The sequence below is a fragment of the Janthinobacterium sp. PSPC1-1 genome (assembly GCF_049897625.1).
GTDB lineage: Bacteria > Pseudomonadota > Gammaproteobacteria > Burkholderiales > Burkholderiaceae_D > Janthinobacterium > Janthinobacterium tructae.
Genome location: NZ_JAFCWP010000038.1, coordinates 1 through 561 on the forward strand (window position 1 = coordinate 1; position 561 = coordinate 561).

The 561-nt window shown below is 68.3% G+C and carries 1 protein-coding gene; it reads left to right on the forward strand.

Annotated features, from left to right (window positions below; genetic code table 11):
- Positions 1-103: 103 nt before the first annotated feature.
- Positions 104-561: AMP-binding protein (locus ACP7EG_RS27715; protein WP_426090253.1), on the forward strand; the 458-nt coding region annotated here is incomplete at its 3' end.

The following is a 561-nucleotide window of genomic DNA, read 5'->3' on the forward strand; positions in this document are numbered from 1 at the left end:
GGGAGGCGAGCTGGCCGCCGCGTGGGAATATGATACGGCGCTGTTCGCGCCGGCGACGGTAGCACGTATGGCGCGTCACCTGACAAGCCTGATTAGCAGTATCGTGCGCCGGCCGGACGAACGCATCGGTGAGCTGTCGATGCTGGACGCTGAGGAACGTAGCAATCTGCTGGCGGCCAGCCGGCCCCTGCCGGCGGCCTATCCGGTCGGCACGCTGGGGGCGCTGTTCGAGGCGCAGGTGGTGCGGACGCCGCAGCAACTGGCGGTAGTGTGCGAGGAAGATAGCCTGAGCTATGCGGAACTGAACCGGCGTGCCAACCAGCTTGGCGGCTACCTGCGCCAGGCCGGCATCGGCCGGGAAACCCTGGTGGGCATCTGTCTCGAACGGTCGGTGGACATGCTGGTGGCGATCCTGGCGGTCTGGAAGGCAGGGGCGGCGTATGTGCCGCTCGATCCGGCCTATCCGGCCGCGCGCCTGGGGTATATGGTGAGCGATGCGGCCCCGGCCCTGCTGCTGACGCAGCAGCACCTGCTGGCACGTCTGGCCGATGTGTCGGCCGT